Below are 20,585 nucleotides of genomic sequence, written 5' to 3'. Positions count from 1 at the left end.
TACTGAATGTTTACCCTAGATGTCCAATGATTGCTGTTTATTTAACATTAGGTACATCAATGTTCAGTAACAATAAATTTATCAAAAAATCATTATGGACATAAAGAACTATCATTAATCTCATAGACTACATTGCGTGTTTCCAAATTTCTTTCCGTAGTCACATTTTTCAACAACAAAAATATTTGATTGCCTTTTAAAACTTTTTCACTATGACCATCTGAAATACTCACAATAAAATCTTGTCCATTAGCATTAAAATGCTCAGAAAAATCTTGTTTTAAACTTACTAAAGAGAACACAGCAATAATGCCACGTTCTTTAGGCAATAAAGATAATACTTCAGAACCTTGTCCATTCTGAGACGTTATAGAACCAGTGTAGTTTTTTGTGATAATGGAAACTCTTACTGGGCACGGGTTAAAAATATAAACAACCCCATCATATGTCAACTGGTTAGAGCATCCTGTCAAAAAAACAAAAACAATAATAATAACAGATAATCTAATCATTAAATTCAACCCGAGAGAGCCATATTAATCCCTTTACATCTTCATTCGCCGCTATAGAATTACTATACTGAATAAGTGCTGGCGCTGGGTTATCAGAATATTTCATAAGATCTATCTCTCCTTGTCTCGGCATTTTGAAACCAGGTAAAGGTTCCTGTGTAAGCACCGTAGATGTTTTTTTATGAGACCACGAATAATCTGGACTTGATCCTGCACCATATTTATTGAGAAGGATATGTCCCATTTCATGAGCAGAATATAATTTAAACCTTGATTCGGCAGCAGCATTATAGTCAGGTTCTAATCCTTGAATATAACGACTATAATAAAAACCATAATTATGGCAGATTTTTCTAAATCCAGCAAGACTCGAGGAACGACCATATTCACTTTCCAAGCATTCTACCAAACTAAATGAAGGCATGGATGCTGTAGTATTAACGCCAACAGAAACAGAAACCTTGTATTTACCCTGACGGGTTATGATGCCATCACCAATACCCGGAACTCTTGTACCATTTCGGGACCAGTAAAATTCTATTCCTTGCTTTGCCAGTTTCTGCAAATCAATATAACTCACGGGTTGGAGCAATTGATTCATACCGTCAATACCGCCATCATCAAAAGCGACCCGCCAGAAGACATCAACTGTGGTACTGGTTCTATTGATTAGCACATCCACCCAATCTTGTTCTTTAGGTGAATTATTTAATGCCAGATCTACCTTTATCATTTGATCGCCCCTAAGGGCAATTAACCTGACCGTTAATGACTTACTTTTAAGCTTACGAGTATCCAGTATTCCTGCATTACTGTAACCATCCCAGTACCATTCATGCTCGCCTTGCTCAAATAAGCTGGAAGTATACTTTTCACTGTAAATAAGTTCAGCACCATCCACAACCTCAAGGGAAAGCCCTTCTGCCTCATCGCCTTTATTGATGATTCGGAAACCAATTTTCTCAGTGTTGTTGGTACTTCCTCCCTTTATCATCTCATCATAGTCTGGAATTGAAAGAGGCGTAAGGACCTTATTTCCTGACAACAGGATTTTATAATCCAATTTTTCATCGCTTTTTTTATTATTCTTATTTGCTGACTGTGCATGTTGTTCAGGTTCGCTCTGGCCTGAGGTTGTCTTCTCGTACGTATCATCCATCATCGACGGAATAAACTTCGCCTTGCAGGGGCATGTACTGTAGCTGTCGAGGGTTCCGGCCATTCGCCGGTCATGAATGGTATCGTTGTCGATGCCACCGGCTATCTTGAAAAGCCCGGCATGCTTCCCGCAGGTCACACTGTCCTGCTCCCGGGCAACCGGTTTATCAAACAGAGTGTGATCCTCTGCACCCGTCGTTATTCTCCCGCCGCAGGTCGTCTTGTCGCCCTGCACCAGGTAAAAGCCTTCTGCTGCCATATTTTTCCCTTTAGCTGAATTCAGTCCAGGTTACCCGCAAAGCACTGCACTGCCTGCCGGATCGAGCGCAATCAGACCAGCCAGAAGCTGGTCCATCTCCGGCTGAAGCCGTGATTTATCGGTTTCACTGCGTGTGGCTTTCATACGTAGCAGTCTGAGGCGACGCGATTTCACTTCAAACAGCAGCGCCGGTGTCCACTGCGTGAGGGTGATGGACTGCGCAGCACCATCGAGCTCGCCCAGCAGATGCAGCGCCAGTTCATTCTTGCCCTTCTGCTCGACTACACGGGCCATCAGCAGGCGCAGCAGCCATTTGTCTTTTGTGGAGTCGGTGCCCGGAAGGGTCTGCAGCCAGTGTAGTGTGGCATCCAGACCGTCAGTGTCCGCTTTCTCCAACGCTTCCGGCTCAAGGGCCAGAATATCGTTGTCCGTCTCACTGACGGCACTGACCGGCTCATCCCGCCAGCCGGACATATCGTCCAGTACGCTCTGATTTATCCAGTTCAGCGTCACTTCATCCGCAAACGGCGTCCCGTCGTTAAAGGCCAGAGTTTCAAGCCCGGTGAGGCGGCGCAGCAACCCTTTCAGGTCTGCAGTGATGATATCGGCCAGTACATCCTGCCCTGACTTCATCAGTGCCTGGTGGATATACCACTGCAAATCCAGCCAGAGGTGATTGGCACCGCGCGAGAAGGTATTGTCCGCCTGCTCCAGTATTTCCAGCCAGCTCTGCTGCAGATACAGGCGTTTGAGCATGGCCCGCTGGTCAGCGCGCGGCGGTTCGATGCGCGTTTTCCCTTCGGCATCCGGTGCCGGAATAGCACTCAGCGTGTCATGACGCAGGCTTTTCATCAGCCGGTGTGCGGCGAGCCAGCCATCGGGCTGCTCACGCAGATATCCGGTCAGGGTACGGGCCTGGGCCAGCAAATCCTGACCAGAGGTGATGCGGCTCAAAACCGGCGTGTCTGACTCGATGGTATGCGTAGCGCTCTGTGACTGAGCCTTATTACCAGCGTTCTGCGGTACCACAGCATCCACGCCACCGGCCTTCATCAGGCGAGATTCCAGAGCACTGTATAGTGCATTGAGCTCTGGCCGTGACGCTTCTGGTTCTGGCTCCAGACTGTCGCGGATGAGCAGCAGCGCACCGGCAGTGCGCAGTGCATCATCGCGTACCACTTCCGGCCAGAGTGACAGGCTGTCCAGAACGCGGGAGCCTGCGAGCCACTCCAGCGCCGGTTTACGGCTCCGCTCACGTTGAGGATGAAGCTGCGTTCCATAACGCTGTATCAATCCCGCCAGCAGTTCAAGCCCTTCAGCAAAGCCGGCTTCACCATCCTGGTGCAGGCGCGCCCAGCAATAATAGGTGGCAATCCGGATATCTTTGGCAGTTGTGGTCAACAACTTTTCGGCAAGCGTGCAAATCAGGCCGGTATCGATGCCGGATAGTTTATTGACCTCCTCGCGGATACGCTGAAAATCATCGTCATAACCGGGGTCTTCTCCGATCAGACTGGTGTCATTTACCGGAGCAAGCCAGGGCTGCCAGTTTTCCGTGCGTGCCTGCGCCTGTTGCCGCAACTGAGTTTCGTCAGCCTGACAGGCGGCAACCAGATTCTGCAGTGTGCTCATTATTCGCCCCCCTCCATGTCATTGTTTCTGCTGTTGGCCATCAGCGCCTGCTCGGTGGCCTCGCTGTCAACACTGAATATCTGATCCGGCAGCGTGAAACCACGCAGTTCCAGCAACGCCAGCGGACCTTTTCCGAGTTGTGAGCGCAGCACCCACTGCAGGGTGCGACCATCCGGGGCGGTAAAGCTCATCATCCACTGACTGCGGTCAAGCTGCTGGCGCTTGCCCTGGTCCAGCCAGCGAATAAAGCCCCAGGTCCCACTGAAATCCCCGAACAGACGCGCACCGGCATTGACCGTGGTCCAGGTCAGCATCGTCCCCGGCTTGTAGGTATCACCCGGCCAGCGGAAGCTTTGCCAGTCGGCCATCTGGTTGAAGTAGTGCAGCTTTTGTCCATCAATGGTCAACTGGGTCTCCACCACCTGCGGCACAGGACGCGCCTGCAGTTCAAAGCTGATGCCCTGGCTGCCATCTGTGAACAGAATGTCTGACAGTTGGCTCAGTTGGTTAATGGCCCGCAGGAAGGCCGGGTTAAAGTTCAACCTCTGGCTGTTGACCTTATCCGGTACCCACTGACTACCCTCTTTGTGCAGCACACCGTTGAGCTCTGTCGTCAGGAAGCGCTCTATACGTCCGCTGTCCTTACGCACAAATTCAGCCAGCATCGGCAAAGAGGCATCACTTTTACTCACCGCAAACGGGAAGCGCCCGTCAAAGGCCGTGTGCCAGTTCGCCACCACGGCGCGGCTCCATTTATCATTCAGGCTCGCCGCCGACGGCTGCAGCACCGTTTCCCAGGCTTGAGTCAGTGGCAACACGAACATCGTGCTGCCAAAACTGCTCCACTCTTCGCCAAGGCTTGCCGAAATAAGGCTACCGTATTGCTGGGTGTCGGTCAGATCGACGCTCTTGCCCTTAAACACGGTCTGGGCGAGAGTCTGCATCATCTCCTGTGGATCAGAAGCGCTTGCCACCTGCTGCAGGCGCAGACGCACGCGGGTGATACGGGTCAGATAGGTCTGCAGGCTCAGCGAAGTGTCAGCCGACATGACGTTGCTGCCTTTGTTTTTACCCAGAAGCTGAAGCAGCGGACCAAAGGTTTCATCCAGCGGACCCTGCGGCCCTGACGCAGACTGGTCAATCACCGGTTTGTCTTTCCCGCCGACAAGATCCTTAGCCGATTTGATAATGGAATCCGAAAGTCCCTCGCTTTGCTGGCCGGTCTGCCCCTGCCAGGCGAGAGTATTCATCAGAGCAATCAGTGGCGACTGGCGCACATCACTCATCAGCGTCAACTGGTCAGTGACGTCTGCAATATTGTTTGCCGGGTTAAGCCGCAGGCTGTTGAGAAAATTCAGCCAGCTACCCGCAAAATCAGTGAAGTAACGTTGCGTCAGGCGCGCTTTCAGGGCTTCCGGCGACAGGTCTGAGGACACCGCTTTTCGGCTGTCGCTCAGCACCCAGTCAATTTCGTCACGACGGGAGTTAGCCGCTTTCTCTATCGCCTGCTGAATACCGCCCTCCCACGCCTGACGGGTAAACATGCCTGGTATCACTTCATCAGTGGTGAACAGGCGGCGGGCATCAGTACCACTGGTCATGTCCTCCAGAGATACATCTGCAAAGTTACGGCGCACCGATTTGAGCATGTTTTCATACAGCGTACTTTCCGCGTTGCGACGCCCGATTTGCTGCAACAGCACCTGGCGGCTCTGGCTGACCAGTTGCGCATCCGGGGCGATTTTCCACTGTGGCTGTTTTGGGAGTGTGGCGATATAGAAGGCCCACAAATCCGGCGACAGGCTTTGCCACAGACCGGTAGAAATGCCCGTCCGCGCTGGCTGCACGGTTTTCAGGGTCTGCGCGTAGAATGCGCCGTCGGCTTTATCCGGCCGGGCCATCATCATCCACGCCTTCAATTGGTCATAACCGGGTTTAGCAAGCTGCGCACGCCGATCGCTGTTCGGCACAGAGTTGATCAGCGCGGTCAGTTTTTCCGTCAGAGCGGCATTGGCCGAATCGCGAATCAGGCGATTATTCGCGACACCGTACCACGGCAGCAACGTGCTCAGCAGCTGTTGGCTATGATCAAGGCCAAAGCGCTGATACAAAGGTGCGCCATTCTGAATGTGATGCTGTAAACGACCCGCATCGTTACGCAGTTCATGCAGTGTCGTCAGCTGGTAATCCGATACGGAAGGATGTTCCACCAGGTTGCGTGCTTTTGTCGCGACAGAAGAGATTTGCCCGTAGTTCAGTGAAAACGAAAGCAGCGTCCCGCCCCCCCAGACCCCGATAATGATCATCAGTATCCAGGCAAGCGTTTGTTCCCACGCCATCCCGACACGGCGGCCACGTACACGGGGGCAGTCGTCAACGATACCCTGCCAGGTCGCTGGCAGAGTCAGCGCATGGCGCTGTGATTCCGGGACATATTTCTCCGCATCGGCGTAAGCAACTGCGTTTTCAGGCGACTGACTTCCCGGCAGGCTGAACATCAGGCCACGCAGCGGAATACGTGGCTGGGAGGCAGCCAGCCATGGCACCAGTTGCTGAGCCCAGCGGGCAATGCCACCGTCTCTGAGGTGCTGGCCCAGGCGCAGCAGGAAGTCATGGCTGTTGTTCTCAGCGATCTGACTGACGCCCTGTGCCCGCAATTCCGGCAGTATCCTTTCAAGCTGGCGGGTAATATCGTCTTCTTTTGCACGCAGCGGAAAACGTGCCCCGACAGCCTGCTCAGGGCGTGTTGTCTGCGACCAGTTGCTGTCGCATAACTGCCACAGCCAGACCGGGGCGGAATAACGCAGCAGCTCGCTGATTTTTTCCAGCCCGCGTAAATCGTTGTCACTGACCTGTGGCGTCAGGTTAAGCGACTGCGGCATGACGCGGACAATCCCGTCCAGTGGGCGTCCACGACGCAGCTTGCGCAGCGCGGCGTATTTTTCGCGGTCAGGCTCCGATGTCAGGCTCCCGCCGTAAATCAGCACGGTACGGTTGCCTTCGAGCCACTGCTGACTTTGCAGGCCAGGTACCAGCTGTTCGATTGCCGCTTCATCACCAGTGATTAACAACAGACGGGTTTTACGACGCCAGTAAAGGCCAATACGGGAGCGGAGATGTCCCCGAATCTTGTTACACATGACCACCGCAGGGTGAACAGGTGCTTTATCATTTTCCCGCTTCTTTTTCTCATCATCACCGTTGGTGTTGTCGACAAGCGCATTAAACTCCTGCTTACCGGCACTACGTACTGCCGCCAGGAGCACTACGGATACGATAAGGGCGCAACCTGAAATACATCCGCCGGCGATAAGCCAGTAAATTTGCTGCTGACTTCCGTCTTCAATCCCGGCTACATCCGGATGCTTCCAGACCATGAACGTCATAACGGCTAACAGCAAAAAGAAAATCAATGCGACAGCAAGATAGCGGCCTTCCGTAGTCTTCGGTGTTAAAGGTAGCTTCACGGATCTATCTCCTGTCGGGAAGCAATCGGGGTAATGAGCGTGCTCCACAGCACATTCTGTGTCGTATCACCGCAGATAATCATCTGTGGGGACTGAGTTTGTCGGGCGATTTCAGTGGCGGCAGCGATAGCCAGCCAGGGGGCAGCGGCACCGGCATGTCCCATAGATGTATCGAGCGAAATGACGGCTTCGTCCTCTACAGACTGCGCAGGGTGCGCATTCTGGCACTCAATAACTTCTGCACGCTGCTCACCCGTCAGCCCGGCGAGCCATAAATTTTTCACGATATTTTCTTTGAGCGGGACATTATAGGCGGCCATGTTCATCCCCTCCCTCAGCTCACAGGTTGGAGCAGCATCTGGACGGTGCAGCAACGCGAGAGGTTCGAGTGATTCCTGGGTCAGGCGGTTGCCAAGAAGCAGAGCAACGGCTGCTTCAGCAGTATTGTTTGAAACAACCGGATCAATCTGGAGACCAACAATCAATAACATCGCATCATCTTTAATGCGGTGATCCAACCAGTGGTTGACTACCCCCGGCCCATTGCTGTCTGTGTACTCAAGCGAGCAGGTTATGCCACTCTCCTGCCAGGCTTCATGCCAGATATTTCTGACAGCAGGTAATGGCAGAGATGATGAGACATCGAGGATGACAACAAGCGAAGCGTTCTCAGGAAACTGGTGAACTGGAAGATCGGCAATAAGCTCAGAGAACAAACGTGAGATAACCAATCCAAGAGTATCTTCTGGTTCTGCCGTAATACGGCTCAGCCTCCTGCTTTTTTCGCCTTTCCAGTCCGACTGCGAAATGATAATGCTGTGATTATTGAGCATATTATCAGCAACAGAACGCTGGTCGTCTTCCTGATGGGCTGTAATAAATGTCGTATTCAACACCTGAAGTGCACGACGAGCCCTACGGGTCTCACTCAAGATCCATTGCTCCCGGCGCCGGTCAAAACCATTCGCTTTACTGTCCTGTAATGACCAAGCCCACATGCGAATAGTGAAACACACAATCCACACAACCAATGGTGTGCCAATGGCCAACATCCAGAAGTGACTATCATCGATGTATCGTCCGAATATTCGCATAAGGATCACGCTGATGGCCAACATCGCCACAAGGACAGCAATCCAACGTGTTTTTTTTGGTGTGACCGGTCGCGGATAACATTCAGGAAGATGCTTTAGGGAATAAAACATATTTTCTCAGCCAAATAACCACAATAAAACTTCAAACACTATACTTAACAAACTTCAAATCAGATGCCCCAGCATTTTTTTGCAAGACAGCATCTAAGAATCAAACTTATGAAGTTATAATGTGTTGGTTTTTTTTACCAGACTTTGACAACTGATATACTTCTTCAATTAAATATTTATTTTTATCCAAAATCAGATGATATTCAAAATAATCCATATCAGTGTCCGTATCTCAAAATATAGACGACACTCCTGTTTTAATTATAACCTCCTGATCATTTTTTTAGTACTGAGTATTTTCCCCATCAGCAATATGCAACGAGTATTGACCATAGACATCATAACCAATCCTGCTTGTAGATTGAGTGCAATACTTATTAAGTAATTTAATGTACTCATCTTTTGCCTGAAAACCAGTATCTTCACTTAGATTTTGCATAGCCTCTTCATTCCACTGCTCATAGTCACTTATAAAATTAATAACTGTCTGTTGAGGAGTTGATTTTGGATTTGAACTCATTGCAAATGCAGAAAAGGTCATCACCACAAATAACACGATTAGCAATTTTATAATTTTCACACTTATTCCTTGTTGGCATAGCAATCGAATCCTTGCCCTGCTGGAACGTTCAGCACATACCTAGCTTGCTCAAACGTAGGCCACCTGAAATATTTAAGCACTATTTCTCTAGATTTATTATCTAAGCACTGATTTTTTATCAGGCCGATAGTTAATACCTGGCCTACCTAATTCTCACGAATATATCGACAATCTTTTTACTTTAGGGTATTAAGTGGCATAGTGCATGATTTTGGAGCGTTATCATCATAAATTGCATTGATTAAATTTTCACCATCAATTCGAATATTAACAAAATCGTCACCGCATGTAGGTTTGATCTCTTTGAATTTCTTTTCAGCCAGAATAAATATAAATAATCTATAAATTTTATAGGTTCCCATACCTTCATCTAAATGCCATACACTGAAGTCTTTATAGCCATCACGATTATAATCCTCGATTGTAATGTGATTTTTTTTCTCGGATGAAATATCTATATCTTCTGTACTAAAAACCTTACCATTATTTAATATCGATACTGACAATGAATCATTGCCTTTCAGAAAAACATTCGCAGAAATCCCTTCTACACTATTAACATCAAAAACTGTATTATTACAACCTAATGCAACGTTTGTAAAAACACATAAAAGAAAAATAATATATTTCATAATAGCCCCTTATGATTTTGTTAAGTCTACAATAATGCGTGATTTTCCAGTAGGGCTCACACTGACAGTTGCATCAGTATTTATTTCATCCATTAAATAAATACCAATAAATTTCGAATAGGCTTGTCTTTCATAGTACCCATTCGGTCCCCCATTAACCAAACGATTGATTAGCCCAACATTGTCTGCTGTTAAATCTTCATCCGCGACTCTGTTCATTGAGGTTTTTCGTTTGTAAACCTTCGAAGCCCAGTAAAATCCACCAGAATCACAAGAATTGTATTTATCTTCAGCTACGATATCGGGGTCGAATCTTGGAGACCATCGGAATAAAGTACCACCATCATCGGGATGGGCTGAATAGTGTGTTGAGATTGAAGTAAGCCGAGGAGCCTCAGGGTGTAATCTATCAGTATATGGGCCTGAATGATTCGGAAACCGCCGATACTCACCGTAGGTTTTATACAGTCCTGCCCATGTAAGTTGCATAATCCCTCGACCATAAAAAACAGTATAATACTCCGTTGCAGGATTCACTGAGTTATAACGGCCAAACCCCCACTCATGTAATAACCTTTTACTTCCACCTAAATCTCTCCACTGCGCAGTTTCTAGCAATGTTTGAGGTAGGAAAAATGACATCCTTTTCTTATCTCCCCCAATGTATTTCCTAATACATAAATTCAACGAGCTATAATTTGACTCAATCCTACTTTTAGCTTGCGTATGATTTATTGAATACACACTTGCAGGCTGCTTTTGAGCAGTTCTTGGGTTGCCGTTTGATGAGTAAAATAAATACTTCGGAAATGTGGCAGCTAACTCGTCAAGACTAATCCAACTACATTTTCTAAAATGCTCAATAAATGCCTTCGGTTCAAAATGCCATAGTCTTCCGCTACTGAGAGATCCCGAATCAAAGCACAGCGCCTCTGCGTGCTGTTTGAACTTCCCGAAGTCTTCTTCACTCATCAGGACCCGGTCCTTCGTTTCCTGCGTGCCCGGGACCGTTCATATGGCCGTTTTTTCCGGCGTACACTGCTCCCAGGGCAGACCGGTCATCAACCATTTATACCTGGCTTCTATTGTGCTTTTTTCCCACTCGAACGGTAAACAGCAGATAAGTCTGCTGCTTTGAGCTTCGTACCTGCCCTCTTCCTGCAACTTTCTGATGATCGCCGAATTACACTGGCTGTGGGTATCTTTGTCATCATCTACCAGCCGCCATCCCGTCCAGTGGGGAAAATCCGCATCGCTAAACTTTTTAATGCCGGGATCGGCAAGATTTACCACCCCAGTTCCACCCGGATAACTGACCGTCATCCATAACGGCGCGTCTGCCGGCACCAGCGTTTCATGATCCGTATTGATAACCCGACCAAATCGAAGTAACTCAAACCCGGCGCTGGGGCTCTCCTTATAATTCCGCATCGCAGTGTTATAGAGATTGTATTCGTAATCTTCACCATCGGCGTTAACCAGGGACTCCCCCAGCAGATCATACTCCCCGTCATTTTGCGCATTCTTTTGCCGGGTCACCATCGTACAGTTGCCTTTTGCCTGGGTCATGCTGACATACAGAGGCGCATTACTTGTATAGCGTTCAGAAATACCTGTAGTGGAGGTACTGTTGTTCGTTGGAGCTTTATCGTAAAACGTTGTTCCTGCTGGCAGATAAAAATGGATATCACCGTAAACAGCATCAGTGCGACCATCTTTCGAAATATCCAGTTCCTTCGTTTTTCGTCCCGCCAGTTTACTGATGTTGGCTTCATCGCAGAAAATCTGGAAGTGAAATTCATTCTGGCCGTCAGTCATTCCGGAAGAGCCAAGCGGGTCTTTCCGGTAAATTTTGGCGTCAGCTTTTATCTCAGCTTCCAGAAACTTCAGATGCATATACAGAGAGTAAAATACTACCTTACCGTCCTCTCCGGAACCTATTTCAGTCTCATGTTTCAATAAAACATAACCATCATCCGTACCCCTTATAGGGGCATACTTTAGTGGGAACTGGTCTCTTTTTTCTGGCGGAGATGGCTTGCGGAACGACACCACGGTCCCGTCAGCGATTGCCCTCACTTTCTCCGGTGTTATGCCTGCATCCGTATGTAATATATGGATACCGCCATGCCAGGACTCTGAGGCATTGAGAGGATATCCCCGGCGGGAATTGACAGGCATCATCGCGTCAATCCAGTCTGCGTCAGACTGAGTGGCATCTTTGTCTCTCAGAAACGGAGGACTGATAATCATGTTGTGACTCCTTGTCAGGAAAAACTGAAGGTACTGGAGGGTTCGGTCGTTTCAGGTGCCACATTCGGGAAGTCTTTTGGCTCACTGGCCTTATCTTTTCGCCCGTAATGCCCCGCTTTGGTCCGATACTCCCCCTGAGTGGCAGATTCAATACCATTGGCATCAAGCGTGATATAACTTCCGCCCCCGTTAATCGTGACTTTTTTCTTCGCAGTTATATGGATTTCATCTTCGGTGCTGGTGAGATTCAGTTCGCCGCGGGCTATTAGATCCATCAAATCATTCTGCGCCTGTATTTTCACCGGCCCCTGGTTCGCGATGAGCTTTATCCCCAGCTTACGAACAAATACGCTCAGGGCATTACCCACCCCGATGAACAAATTTTTCACCACGCTGATATCAGCATTTTTACCCGCCGTGGCAATCAGGTTCTGACCGGCTGACACCTGCAGGTGATGTCCACTGGTCAAAGCAATACCATCCGGAGCACTCAGCAGCAGCACCGATTTTTTGAGGTCTGTCAGCTGTTGTTCCAGCAACGCTATCTGCGCCTGCAGATCGGCCGGATTCGCGGTCGCCTTCTGCGCGTCACCAGAGATGGACGTCATCTGCTCCCGGGCATCCCCCAGATTGCTGACCGCCGGCTGCATCTCCAGCACCTGGCCCTGTGCTTTCGCCTGGCCATCAGCGCTGATGAACATCCCTTTCTGTGCCCGGATGGCTCCCCAGCTGTCGGTTCTGAGCTCAAACCCCTCACCGCGCTTCTGCTTCTCCGCATCCACTAAATGTCCGAGATTCAGCTGACTCTTGCCGCCGTACTCAGTGGAAACCTTGATATGCTCCTGGTCACGGCTGTCATCGAGGCGGATTTTGTTGTTCGCCGGTGTGCGCAACACGTTACGTTTGTAGTTGCGGATGGTGACGTGATCGCCGTGGGCCGAGTCGTGCATTACGCCGGAGATATACGGTCTGTCCGGGTTACCGTCCTCGAAGCCAATCGCCACTTCGGTGCCCGCCAGCAGCGGCAAATGCAGGCCGTAAGTGTCGCCGGCATACGGGCGGGACTGGCGCACCCACAGGCTCTCGAATCCGGTTTCCCAGTTATCACGGTCAAACAGCATGTTGACGCGATAGCGGCCATCTTTATCGATATGGCCGTAGGTGTCGTTCTCGGTGGTGCTGGTGACGCGGGCCGGCAAGGTGCCGGCCATCACCGGGCGTGAGCCAGGCTCAGGGCGGAAACTAAAATCAGTGCTGTCCGGGATGCCGTCGAACCTGACGCCGAAGTCTTCATCACGGCGCGCATGGCTGTGCATCGCTGTGACGACCACGCCCTGAGCAAACACCTCTGCCACTTCGTACCCGCCGGTGACTTTCAGCAGCATACCCGGAGAGAGGGTCGGGCAGCTGGTGATGGCGCGGGTCTGCGTCTGACCATTCAGGTAGCGCTCATGACGAATGCGGGCGTAGAACGCCCCCGATTCCGGCGCCGGATTGCGGTCGTATGCGCTGCCCGGCGTCAGATAATTGTCGGCATAGTGGTAGGCATCACCGTAGGTGGTGGCATCCCCGCGGGTCGCATCGACCCGGGTGTTCATGTCATCCGTGGCCTGGCGGTAGTTGTAATCACGGGTGCTGACCTGCTTCTGCACCACGTTATGATGGCTCTCCATGCCCCAGACCGAGTTCACGCCTTTTGAATGCTGTCCTGATGGCGGCACCGATGGCAGCGTCAGGCCTTTTTCATACCCCTGCTGGCCGTCATAAAATTCCACCACGTCGATGTTCAGGCGCGTATCAGTGGTCAACCGGAACCAGATGCCCACCTCACCCAACAGACGGGTAATAAAGTGCAGGTCATCCTCGCCGTACTGCATCACCTGCTCACGACGCGGGTACTCTTTTGCAAGCGAGAACAGAAAATCCTGACCGCGCATGTTGTGGCGCTCGCGCAGAATTTTTTCCACGATTTGTGGGACCGACATGTCCTGATAAATGGCGTTCTGATGCGAACGGTCAAGCAGCGCCAGGCGTGGCTGGAGCGTCAGGGCATAGTGGGTTTCATCTTTGGAGGTACTGAGGCGCTCAAAGCCGCTGACCACTCCCTGAAGGGTGCGCACGGCCTGTTGCATTTTGATGCCGTAACCCTGGTCAACCGGGGCCTGCAGCGTCAGGGAAGCCGCTTTCATCAGCATCATTTCTTTGCTGATGGCATGGTCACCGCTGGTGAACTCAATCCGGTAGCTGAACGGCGTGCTCAGGGCTTCATCGCCTTCAAACGCCAGCACATCGAGCTCTGCTGCACAGCCCTTCACCGCCAGCAGGTGATGGTTGTGGCTGAATCTGATTGGGGGATTGTTGCTCATTGTATTCCTTACACATCGGCAGAGAAATTATGTTCTGAAAAAATCAGACATGCATTAAGTAATTTAATTATTGTTTAATTTTTATCGCATATTATTTATGAAAGTCTTTGCCAAAATGGATTATTAATTCACGCCCAACCTTTCATGTCTGCTGATAAGATGAAAAAAATAGTTATGTACTTCATCAAGCCATAAGTATTTATCACACCCATCCACTTGAAATGAATAATATAAAATTACTTACAGTTAGGCTCTGGCTATTGAATGCCTATTTTTTAGCATAACTGAAAAACAATCAATCCACTGCATGAATAATGTACCTCTCGCAGTTAATCCCTCTGCTAATTCAATCATTAATTTTATACAACATGTTATAACAATTCTCTTCAGAAGATAAATCATATCTATAAAAACAATAATCTGAGAATTGCTTGAGCTCTTTGTCATTTAAATTACTAAGTAATGGTGTATCACAACCTGCATTGCAATTTATTGGATCAACAAAAAAAATTTTTTCACTCATATGCTTTTTAATAAAAAAGTCATATTCTGTATCTTCCTTGAATTCACCAGACACCTGCTCAACACCAACAAAAAGCCATGCAAGGGACAATATTAATGCCATTATGACAGCAACCCAACAATAATTTACTCTGTTAGCATTACCCATACCCCCCCCTAAGATTGTTTATATTTAGTTGGTTTACCCAGCTTAAATTCTTTTCTCAATTTCCCAACAAACTCCATACCTAAATTACCAGGGCAGGTTCTTTCGATTAGCTCGTTAGGCTTTTTGGGATTACGGTAAAAAACTTGGTGTTCCTTGTGCCCACCAAGTTCCGTAATATTAAAATAATTAAGCAACGTGGATATGATTTTTTTTACTGCCTTTTCTTGCAAAGGGGTTACCTCATCATCAGGATCCCACCATTGTTCATCTAAGTCAGACATTAATACAATACCTATAATAGATGTGTTACCAAAACTAATGTGAGCACCTTTATTTCTTATATCCTGCCCTTCAAAAATTTCACCATCACATCCAATAGCATAATGATAACCAAACTGGTTAAATTTACCCATATGTTCCTCTTCAATTTTTTTTATTTTATCACCATCCAAACTTGAGCATGAATAACTATTTCCAGCATTATGAATGGCGATTTTAGTATAATTCCAGTCAGGGGAAACTTTCTGACTATCATTAGCCCTCCAGGCTGACCGAGTTTTGAATATACATCCACTCTTTCTCACCTCTGATATTATCGCTTGCCGCACTGCGGCTCTATTATCTAACTGAACAGGAGTGATTTTATAATCTTTCTTATCTAATTGCTGCACCGATACTACTGTAAATTCCGAATTAAAATTATTATTCCTTAAATCATCATCATCTGACATAACCTCATTATCCAAGAAAACCTCTTTTTTGGGTGAAATAAAATTAAATGAAACCGTTGGTGTTTCCCCTGTAAATCGTATTGGTTGAGTAAATCCAAATTGATCGGTTCTCCCACCACATACCTTTCCCGGCTTGAAATTGATATAGTAATCAACATTTTTTTGAGACTCCCCAGTATGTTTGTCTACTGCGCGAGCCAGACCTATTTTATTAGCATTAATCAGCACTATTGAATGAGGCTTTGATTCAGCCAGTTCAGTAGAATGCCTTAAAGAATTCTCATTTAACTGAGTCATTTATACCATCCTCAGACACAAAGTTTGCAACTATTTCAAACTGAAGAGGCCTCTCCCCAGTTTTTATTAACACGCGACCTTTTTCATCAGCCGCCCCTGTATTTATTGTTCCATCTTCAAATTTTATTGTATAATCCACAAAAGGAACAGGTTCACCGGTTATACTATTTTTGAAATCTATGAAACGAATGTATTCATCTAGCTTAATTATCGGTAAGACCGTCATTTCAGGCTTATGCTGTGCTTTTTCCCGCCTAACGTAATACCCGGCCCTTGTTCTGTACTCACCTGCCGTCGCTGATTCAATGGCATTAACATCCAGAGTGATATAACTCCCCCCGCCGTTTACCGTCAGCTTCTTCTTCGCGATGATTTTGATTTCATCCTCCGTGCTGACAATGCTGATTTCTTTACGGGCCAGCAATTCCATCAGGTCGTTCTGCGCCTGTATCTGCACCGGCCCCTGATTCGCAATGAGCTTAATACCGAGCTTACGCACAAATACGCTCAGGGCATTACCCACCCCGATGAACAAATTTTTCACCACGCTGACATCAACATTTTTACCGGCAGTGGCTATCAGGTTCTGCCCGGCAGATACCTGCAGATGTTGTCCGCTGGTCAGTGCGATGCCGTCCGGAGCACTCAGCAGCAGCACCGATTTTTTGAGGTCTGTCAGCTGTTGTTCCAGCAACGCTATCTGCGCCTGCAGATCGGCCGGATTCGCGGTCGCCTTCTGCGCGTCACCAGAGATGGACGTCATCTGCTCCCGGGCATCCCCCAGATTGCTGACCGCTGGTTGCATCTCCAGCACCTGACCCTGTGCTTTCGTCTGGCCATCAGCGCTGATGAACATCCCTTTCTGTGCCCGGATGGCGCCCCAGCTGTCGGTTCTGAGCTCAAACCCCTCACCGCGCTTCTGCTTCTCCGCATCCACTAAATGTCCGAGATTCAGCTGACTCTTGCCGCCGTACTCAGTGGAAACCTTGATATGCTCCTGGTCACGGCTGTCATCGAGGCGGATTTTGTTGTTCGCCGGTGTGCGCAACACGTTACGTTTGTAGTTGCGGATGGTGACGTGGTCGCTGTGGGCCGAGTCGTGCATTACGCCGGAGATATACGGTCTGTCCGGGTTACCGTCCTCGAAGCCAATCGCCACTTCGGTGCCCGCCAGCAGCGGCAAATGCAGGCCGTAGGTATCACCCGCATAAGGGCGGGACTGCCGCACCCACAGGCTCTCGAACCCGGTTTCCCAGTTATCACGGTCAAACAGCATGTTGACGCGGTAACGGCCCTCTTTGTCGATATGGCCGTAGGTGTCGTTCTCGGTGGTGCTGGTGACGCGGGCCGGCAAGGTGCCGGCCATCACCGGGCGTGAGCCAGGCTCAGGGCGGAAACTAAAATCAGTGCTGTCCGGGATGCCGTCGAACCTGACGCCGAAGTCTTCATCACGGCGCGCATGGCTGTGCATCGCTGTGACGACCACGCCCTGAGCAAACACCTCTGCCACTTCGTACCCGCCGGTGACTTTCAGCACCTGCCCAGGAGAGAGGGTCGGGCAGCTGGTGATGGCGCGGGTCTGCGTCTGACCATTCAGGTAGCGCTCATGACGAATGCGGGCGTAGAACGCCCCCGATTCCGGCGCCGGATTGCGGTCGTATGCGCTGCCCGGCGTCAGATAATTGTCGGCATAGTGGTAGGCATCACCGTAGGTGGTGGCATCCCCGCGGGTCGCATCGACCCGGGTGTTCATGTCATCCGTGGCCTGGCGGTAGTTGTAATCACGGGTGCTGACCTGCTTCTGCACCACGTTATGATGGCTCTCCATGCCCCAGACCGAGTTCACGCCTTTTGAATGCTGTCCTGATGGCGGCACCGATGGCAGCGTCAGGCCTTTTTCATACCCCTGCTGGCCGTCATAAAATTCCACCACGTCGATGTTCAGGCGCGTATCAGTGGTCAACCGGAACCAGATGCCCACCTCACCCAACAGACGGGTAATAAAGTGCAGGTCATCCTCGCCGTACTGCATCACCTGCTCACGACGCGGGTACTCTTTTGCAAGCGAGAACAGAAAATCCTGACCGCGCATGTTGTGGCGCTCGCGCAGAATTTTTTCCACGATTTGTGGGACCGACATGTCCTGATAAATGGCGTTCTGATGCGAACGGTCAAGCAGCGCCAGGCGTGGCTGGAGCGTCAGGGCATAGTGGGTTTCATCTTTGGAGGTACTGAGGCGCTCAAAGCCGCTGACCACTCCCTGAAGGGTGCGCACGGCCTGTTGCATTTTGATGCCGTAACCCTGGTCAACCGGGGCCTGCAGCGTCAGGGAAGCCGCTTTCATCAGCATCATTTCTTTGCTGATGGCATGATCAGCGCTTGTGAATTCAATCCGGTAACTGAACGGAGTGCTCAGGGCTTCATCGCCTTCAAACGCCAGTACATCGAGTTCTGCTTCACAGCCCTTCACCGCCAGCTGGTGATGGTTGTGGCTGAATCTGATCGGGGGATTACTGCTCATTGTATTCCTTACACATCGGCAGAAAAATTATACTCTGAAAAACCTGACATGCATTAAGTGAGTTAGTTACTGCTTGATCGTTATCGTATATTTCTTATAAAAATCTTTACCGGAATGTATTGTGCCAAGAGTAAATCCAGAAACAGTTACGCTATAATCACCTGATTTTTTCGGGATACCAGATACAATAAAAATTAAAATATAAATTAAATATTTAATTTAGCTCAATGATTTAAATATGACGACTCCAATAAAGCGCTTGAGGACATATTCTAAAGCTTTATTTAACTTGGTTTTTGACTATGCCCCATGAAAAGCCTCAATAAAAAAGCACCTCTAAGTAAGTTTCATTAGTTCTTCAAACTAAAACGGGTCTATTTACGCCGGAAAATCATGCTCATGGCACCTTCTGTCAAATACGCTGAAAATAAAGATAGCAAGATGACAAGGTTAAAACTTATCAGTGAATATATTAGGCATCTAAGTGTTTGTAAGTCCGCCTCATGTATTTGGCATTAGCATACAATATATTACATGAGCTCCATTCACTACTAACATAATATGCTTAACTATATCATCTAGTAAAAACGATACATTTAGCATGTCATTATCAAAAGACATATAAGGACACATAATTTATTCTTCAAATTTAGAAATTACCTCAGCAAAATCCTTTTTTGTTAACGTGCTTCTTTTTAGCAAATGCACAAGATCATTTCTTGTTAGAACCTTATTATTTTCCGTCTTAAAATCAGCAGGAGGTTTAGACAGGTACAATTCACTTATAATATCGCTACCAGCGTTGTCTGAGATGGTTTCTAACTCACCAGGAAGAGACTGATAATTAATGTAAATCACATACCCATTTTCATGCTTATAACCATCCACAATGGGGTAAAGAGCAACACCCGCGGGCAATATAGAATACTCAGAACCACGATAATCATGAATAATCAGAGGGGTTTCTGTGAAAAAATATTCGTTACCGATTACCATTGCATTATCCTCAGAATGTGGCTTACCATTAAAAAAAATAAAAAAGATAACAATAGAACATCTCAATAAAAAAAAGAAACTATTTCTTTGCAATTTCATCATCCCACTTCCTCAGTATATCTATCAGTTGAGACCGAGTTATTCCACTATTTTTTATTATGGCAAGGAGATCTGATTTTGATATAGGGTGGTAAAGAATCAAGCTTTCGATATCAACATCTGAAGCAGAAGATAACCAGATAGGATGAATCATTCCGTCGCTTCTCTTATTGTGATTAAAACCCCTCTCAACTTTAACCTTTAATGCATAGCGAGAAAATCCTTCATCAAATGACTGCTGGGGATTCAATGTTACTTTTGGCGGTAATATAGAGTACTCCTGACAATCCATATTAGTTCCAAAAAATAATGGAATCGTTGTATACTCTAATTTAGAAAGTTTCAAAGTAGCACCTCTTGAAATACTGACCATTAGGGAACATATAATAAAAAAGAATAATACTTTAGTCTTACATTCCATCCACACCTCATTAAACAAGAATTATATAACGCATCATAAAAACATGCCAGAAATTTTCATTCTGCAATAATCATATTGATATAATTAATTTCCATACTGATTTATTTTTACTGGTTTAGGCTTATCTCTACTTTTCAGCATAACGCCAGCATCCGCAGGCATAAAAACTCTATCAGGCCATCCAGAAACCTTTGCCGCAAGCTTTTCTTTCATACTAAGACCTTGTCCATTATTGTATTGCGCTTGTGAGTTATCAATCTCTGAAATTGCAATTTTGGCTCCATCAAAACTTACCGTAGTACAGTTCCTTTTCAAAGCATCATATTCGTACTTTGTCTTATACGAAGTCATCACTTTACTTTTTGCAACAACACCAGCACCTTTAACAAACTCATCATAATACTCGATAACTTTTTTTGCATCTTCATCTTTTATACTAAACATATACCCTACAGTTTTTCTCCCTGTAGCATTTTCACCTGCTATATATTTTTTAAAGCTCGACCAAACCCTAATTATTCCATCACCTTCATCATTAAAGACCCCTCGCGTTGCGCCATATCGACCATAGTCGTAAGTATAATCCTTTTTAAGTGCAATAATTCTTATTGCAACATGTCCATACGTTTTATCTTCACCATCTTTAACATATGGACCACCAATTAATATCTCCATTAATGAACCCTGGACTACAGCTTGATGCCGCTCTCCAGTTTTAGCTCTAACATTTTGATCTTTTGAATTTATGTTAATTTTATCTGCCAT

14 protein-coding genes and 1 pseudogene are annotated in these 20,585 nt (G+C 47.6%); all 15 read right to left on the bottom strand.

The window, feature by feature from the left end:
- Positions 1 to 92: 92 nt before the first annotated feature.
- Entirely contained in the window at positions 93 to 512 is a 420-nt protein-coding gene (locus HV229_RS03555) for a hypothetical protein (protein WP_181546930.1), read from the bottom strand.
- Positions 505 to 1,929, bottom strand: coding sequence for a PAAR domain-containing protein (locus HV229_RS03550; protein WP_181546928.1), 1,425 nt, complete (start codon positions 1,927 to 1,929; stop codon positions 505 to 507). The genes HV229_RS03555 and HV229_RS03550 overlap by 8 nt, the downstream gene beginning before the upstream one ends.
- A 30-nt stretch (positions 1,930 to 1,959) precedes the next feature.
- Positions 1,960 to 3,561 (bottom strand): type VI secretion system protein TssA, encoded by a 1,602-nt coding sequence (tssA, locus tag HV229_RS03545; protein WP_181546926.1) that lies wholly within the window; start codon positions 3,559 to 3,561, stop codon positions 1,960 to 1,962.
- A complete protein-coding gene (locus HV229_RS03540; RefSeq protein WP_181546924.1) occupies positions 3,561 to 7,028 on the bottom strand; it encodes an ImcF-related family protein in 3,468 nt (1,155 codons plus the stop codon). Before HV229_RS03540 ends, tssA begins: the two co-directional genes overlap by 1 nt.
- Positions 7,025 to 8,233 carry a hypothetical protein gene (locus HV229_RS03535; RefSeq protein WP_181546922.1) on the bottom strand — a complete coding sequence of 403 codons (1,209 nt, stop codon included), beginning with the start codon at positions 8,231 to 8,233 and terminating at the stop codon, positions 7,025 to 7,027. The genes HV229_RS03540 and HV229_RS03535 overlap by 4 nt, the downstream gene beginning before the upstream one ends.
- 283 nt (positions 8,234 to 8,516) lie before the next feature.
- Complete coding sequence (locus HV229_RS03530) at positions 8,517 to 8,813, bottom strand: hypothetical protein (protein WP_095715608.1); 297 nt, start codon at positions 8,811 to 8,813, stop codon at positions 8,517 to 8,519.
- A gap of 197 nt (positions 8,814 to 9,010) precedes the next feature.
- Complete coding sequence (locus HV229_RS26220) at positions 9,011 to 9,466, bottom strand: hypothetical protein (RefSeq protein WP_249417782.1); 456 nt, start codon at positions 9,464 to 9,466, stop codon at positions 9,011 to 9,013.
- A gap of 9 nt (positions 9,467 to 9,475) precedes the next feature.
- A pseudogene (locus tag HV229_RS26485) lies at positions 9,476 to 11,719 on the bottom strand (M23 family metallopeptidase).
- A gap of 14 nt (positions 11,720 to 11,733) precedes the next feature.
- Entirely contained in the window at positions 11,734 to 14,085 is a 2,352-nt protein-coding gene (vgrG, locus tag HV229_RS03515; protein WP_181546920.1) for a type VI secretion system tip protein VgrG, read from the bottom strand.
- 346 nt (positions 14,086 to 14,431) lie between these two features.
- Entirely contained in the window at positions 14,432 to 14,755 is a 324-nt protein-coding gene (locus HV229_RS03510; RefSeq protein WP_181546918.1) for a hypothetical protein, read from the bottom strand.
- A gap of 8 nt (positions 14,756 to 14,763) precedes the next feature.
- Positions 14,764 to 15,783: a peptidoglycan recognition family protein gene (locus tag HV229_RS03505; RefSeq protein WP_181546916.1), complete on the bottom strand. Its 1,020-nt coding sequence runs from the start codon at positions 15,781 to 15,783 to the stop codon at positions 14,764 to 14,766.
- Positions 15,767 to 18,304, bottom strand: a complete 2,538-nt coding sequence (gene vgrG / locus HV229_RS03500; RefSeq protein ID WP_181546914.1) for a type VI secretion system tip protein VgrG — start codon at positions 18,302 to 18,304, stop codon at positions 15,767 to 15,769. Before vgrG (HV229_RS03500) ends, HV229_RS03505 begins: the two co-directional genes overlap by 17 nt.
- A gap of 636 nt (positions 18,305 to 18,940) precedes the next feature.
- The gene (locus HV229_RS03495) at positions 18,941 to 19,402 is read right to left on the bottom strand and encodes a hypothetical protein (RefSeq protein ID WP_181546913.1); all 462 of its coding nucleotides are present in this window, start codon (positions 19,400 to 19,402) and stop codon (positions 18,941 to 18,943) included.
- On the bottom strand, positions 19,380 to 19,745 hold the full coding sequence (locus HV229_RS03490) for a hypothetical protein (RefSeq protein WP_181546911.1): 366 nt from the start codon (positions 19,743 to 19,745) through the stop codon (positions 19,380 to 19,382). The genes HV229_RS03495 and HV229_RS03490 overlap by 23 nt, the downstream gene beginning before the upstream one ends.
- 159 nt (positions 19,746 to 19,904) lie before the next feature.
- Complete coding sequence (locus HV229_RS03485) at positions 19,905 to 20,585, bottom strand: hypothetical protein (protein ID WP_181546909.1); 681 nt, start codon at positions 20,583 to 20,585, stop codon at positions 19,905 to 19,907.

The sequence above is a fragment of the Citrobacter sp. RHBSTW-00524 genome, assembly GCF_013747755.1.
In the GTDB taxonomy this organism is placed as follows: domain Bacteria; phylum Pseudomonadota; class Gammaproteobacteria; order Enterobacterales; family Enterobacteriaceae; genus Citrobacter; species Citrobacter braakii.
The sequence above is the reverse complement of the archived record's forward strand: the minus strand, read 5'-3'. Positions and strand labels throughout refer to the sequence as shown.